Annotated in this window: 4 protein-coding genes; 2 read left to right on the top strand and 2 right to left on the bottom strand. The window is 55.9% G+C overall.

Translation table 11 applies throughout. From position 1 onward, the window contains the following. The first annotated feature begins 419 nt into the window (after window positions 1–419). Complete coding sequence (gene galE / locus AAAB35_RS14195) at window positions 420–1,412, top strand: UDP-glucose 4-epimerase GalE (RefSeq protein WP_340668931.1); 993 nt, start codon at window positions 420–422, stop codon at window positions 1,410–1,412. Between the two features lie 11 nt (window positions 1,413–1,423). Here the strand turns inward: galE and AAAB35_RS14190 are convergent, their stop codons facing one another. Next, window positions 1,424–1,870, bottom strand: coding sequence for an MgtC/SapB family protein (locus AAAB35_RS14190; RefSeq protein ID WP_340668930.1), 447 nt, complete (start codon window positions 1,868–1,870; stop codon window positions 1,424–1,426). A 203-nt stretch (window positions 1,871–2,073) separates the two neighbouring features. Between AAAB35_RS14190 and AAAB35_RS14185 the strand changes: the two genes are divergently transcribed. Continuing rightward, window positions 2,074–2,259, top strand: a complete 186-nt coding sequence (locus AAAB35_RS14185; RefSeq protein WP_340668929.1) for a hypothetical protein — start codon at window positions 2,074–2,076, stop codon at window positions 2,257–2,259. A 76-nt stretch (window positions 2,260–2,335) separates the two neighbouring features. Here the strand turns inward: AAAB35_RS14185 and AAAB35_RS14180 are convergent, their stop codons facing one another. Further along, window positions 2,336–2,953: an FMN-dependent NADH-azoreductase gene (locus tag AAAB35_RS14180; RefSeq protein ID WP_340668928.1), complete on the bottom strand. Its 618-nt coding sequence runs from the start codon at window positions 2,951–2,953 to the stop codon at window positions 2,336–2,338. Between the last annotated feature and the right edge of the window lie 107 nt (window positions 2,954–3,060).

Below are 3,060 nucleotides of genomic sequence, written 5' to 3'. Positions count from 1 at the left end.
ACCCACGATCCGTTCCAGATTAGCAAAGACCCGGTAGCGCTTTTCAGCGTGCAACTGGTCGATCGCGTCTTCGAAAAACCGACGATAGTCCATGAATTGCTCCTGTATCATGAACGTAGTAGCGTTTCTGCCTGGCAAAATCCATTAGGAGTTAATGGTCAATTTGCCACGTCTTCAACGAAACTCTAACCATAAAATGTTGAAGCCGGCAAAAATTGTCGAAGACATCGCGTGATCGCGGGTGCGAATCTGGCCGCTATGACAATGTGAAGATTCACCCTACTTGCAATTTATACGTTCCCTTTACCCGCATACCACGTAAGGTGCATCGCATTGGCGAGACGGCTAGCTTCCAATGGCTGTCTCGATACGACAAGATCAACTCTGGGCAACAGAATGGGGACCAAGGGGCTGTGTCAATGACCGTGCTTGTGACCGGCGGCGCTGGATATATCGGCAGCCACATGGTCTGGGAATTGCTGGATGCTGGCGATTCCGTCATCGTACTTGATCGTCTATCAACGGGCTTCGACTGGGCAGTGCCGCGCGAGGCGAAACTGATCGTCGGTGACATCGCGGATCAGAGCCTCGTTCGTCAGACCATCGAGCGCAACTACGTCGACGCGGTGATCCACTTTGCCGGATCGGTGGTCGTGCCGGATTCTGTCCGCGATCCGCTCACTTACTATGAGAACAATACCTGCAAGTCGCGGGCGCTGATCGAAGCGGTCATCAAATCAGATGTGAAGAATTTCATTTTCTCGTCGACCGCGGCCGTTTACGGCGATGCCGGCATGAAGCCTGTGACCGAAGATGGAGCGACGCTTCCGGAGTCGCCGTATGGCTTTTCCAAACTGATGACGGAATGGATGCTGCGCGATACCGCTGCCGCCCATGATTTTCACTATACGGCGCTACGTTACTTCAATGTGGCAGGCGCCGATACGAAGGGACGCACCGGTCAATCGACAAGGGGCGCTACCCACCTCATCAAGGTGGCGTGCGAGACCGCCCTTGGCAAGCGGCCCTATATGGAGATCTTCGGTCACGATTTCCCGACGCCGGATGGCACCTGTGTGCGCGACTATATTCATGTCAGCGATCTTGTAGCGGCGCATCGCCTGGCGTTGGAGCGCCTGCGCGCTGGCGGCAGCAGCATGGTGGCGAATTGCGGCTACGGCCGCGGCTTTTCCGTCAAGGAAGTCATCGAGAGCGTGGAACGTGTACATGGCTCACCCATCGACGCCCGACTGACCGTGCGCCGCCCGGGTGACGCGGCCTCTGTCGTCGCCGACAGCACCAAAGCGCGCCTTGATCTTGGCTGGCAGCCCAAGCTTGACGATCTCGACACGATCGTCGATTCAGCGTTGAGATGGGAAAAGGCGCTACAGCACCGCAACAATAAGGGCTGAGATTCTCGACCTTACTTCTGTTTTGGCTCCTTCTTGAGCGGCAGCATCAGGCGAAGGGTGAGGAGCGTTACCAAGGATATGATGATCGCGACATCGTAGCTTTCGAGCCCGACCGAGACCCCGATTGCCCCCGTCGACCAGATGCTTGCCGCGGTTGCCGTCCCTCGCACGGAATCCTTCAGCTGGAGAATCGCCCCTCCGCCGATGAATCCCACGCCGGTGATCAATCCTTCTACGATGCGAGCCAAGGCCTCGGGACTCTCTGCCATCGGACCCTCGGCGCCTTGAACAAATCCGCAGCTTGCGAGGGCAACGAGCGGAAAGGTACGCAAACCCGCACTGCGCTCCTCCTGCTCACGCTCCCATCCGATCGGGAAGGCGAGAATATAGGCCACGGCAAGGGCGAAGGCGTGTGGAAATATCGGCAGCGTATTGAGGTAGTGAAATGTTTCAAGCAAGTCCTGTTCCCCGGATCGTTGTAAACGTGCAACACAACGCCAGGTAGTAGCAAACAGTTCCCAATGAGGTTTGTTTGGCAGTGCGGTGCGCAGGCTGCGGCGCCGCGACACATTGCCATTGATGTCTTAAGGCTGGAAAAGGGGAACCTTCGTCTCGGGGAACGGTTGTTCATCTAACGAAGCGTAAGTTTGGAGCTTGATCAATGGACGGCCGAAACCGTACCTACGAAAAACAACTCTCGCAGATCTTAAGACGACAGATCTCCCAGTCGTCCTATAGGTCAGCCATACGTGCTGCGGGTATTTACAAGGTCGAAGAGACCTTTCCGGAAAGCCTTCTCGACCAGCTGAGGCGTCTCGACGATGCCGAGCGTGCCAATCGCAAATAGATCGCTCTATACTGTTGTGAAATGAAAAAAGGCGGGCCAGAAGCCCGCCTTTTTCGCGATTAGCTGGTGTTTGCCCTTAGGCGGCAAGCGCCAGGTCGCTTGTCTGGTCGAGAGCCGAAGAAACTGCCTTGGCTTCCGCCTCCGGGCCCATGGCGACACCCTCGATACGCACAACTTCCACATCGGTCATGCCGAGAAAGCCAAGCGCGGTCTTAAGGTAGGGGACTGCATGATCAAATGCAGCGGCCGGACCACTCGAGTAGACACCGCCTGATGCGATGACAATGTAGACTTTCTTGCCGGTGACAAGGCCCTTCGGGCCTTCGGCGCCGTAGCTGAATGTCTTGCCGGCGCGGGCGATATGATCGACCCAGGCCTTTAGTGTCGAAGTGATATTGAAGTTGATGAGGCCCGTCGCGATTACGATGGCGTCCGCAGCGAACAACTCATCCACGATGGCGTCCGACACGCCCACAACACTGTGCTGACGAGGTGAACGCGATTCGGCCGGCGTATAGATGCCAGACGAGTAATCTGCATCGATATGCGGAAGCGGATTGCTTGCTAGATCACGGTTGACGATTTTGCTGCTGGGTGTCTTTGCCTGCAGTTTCTGGGCAAGTTCGGTTGCGACGCGCGTGGAGTGCGAAGCTGCGCCGCGGGGGCTCGATGTGACGAGAAGTATGGAAGACATAGCCTAAGTTCCTTCTATTGGACTGTCTCGGGAGAGAACTGATGGCTGTAATTTGGTACTCGACATCCATTTAGAAAACTGGGAAAATATCGATCTAATCCATCTAT

Origin of the sequence: Phyllobacterium sp., from assembly GCF_037994425.1 — a bacterium.
In the GTDB taxonomy this organism is placed as follows: Bacteria; Pseudomonadota; Alphaproteobacteria; order Rhizobiales; family Rhizobiaceae; genus Phyllobacterium.
The sequence above is the reverse complement of the archived record's forward strand: the minus strand, read 5'-3'. Positions and strand labels throughout refer to the sequence as shown.

Excerpts from the sequence above, each read along its gene's own strand:
- galE (WP_340668931.1), top strand. The coding sequence starts at position 420 with ATGACCGTGCTTGTGACCGGCGGCGCTGGATATATCGGCAGCCACATG.
- AAAB35_RS14185 (WP_340668929.1), top strand. The coding sequence starts at position 2,074 with ATGGACGGCCGAAACCGTACCTACGAAAAACAACTCTCGCAGATCTTA.
- AAAB35_RS14180 (WP_340668928.1), bottom strand. The coding sequence starts at position 2,953 with ATGTCTTCCATACTTCTCGTCACATCGAGCCCCCGCGGCGCAGCTTCG.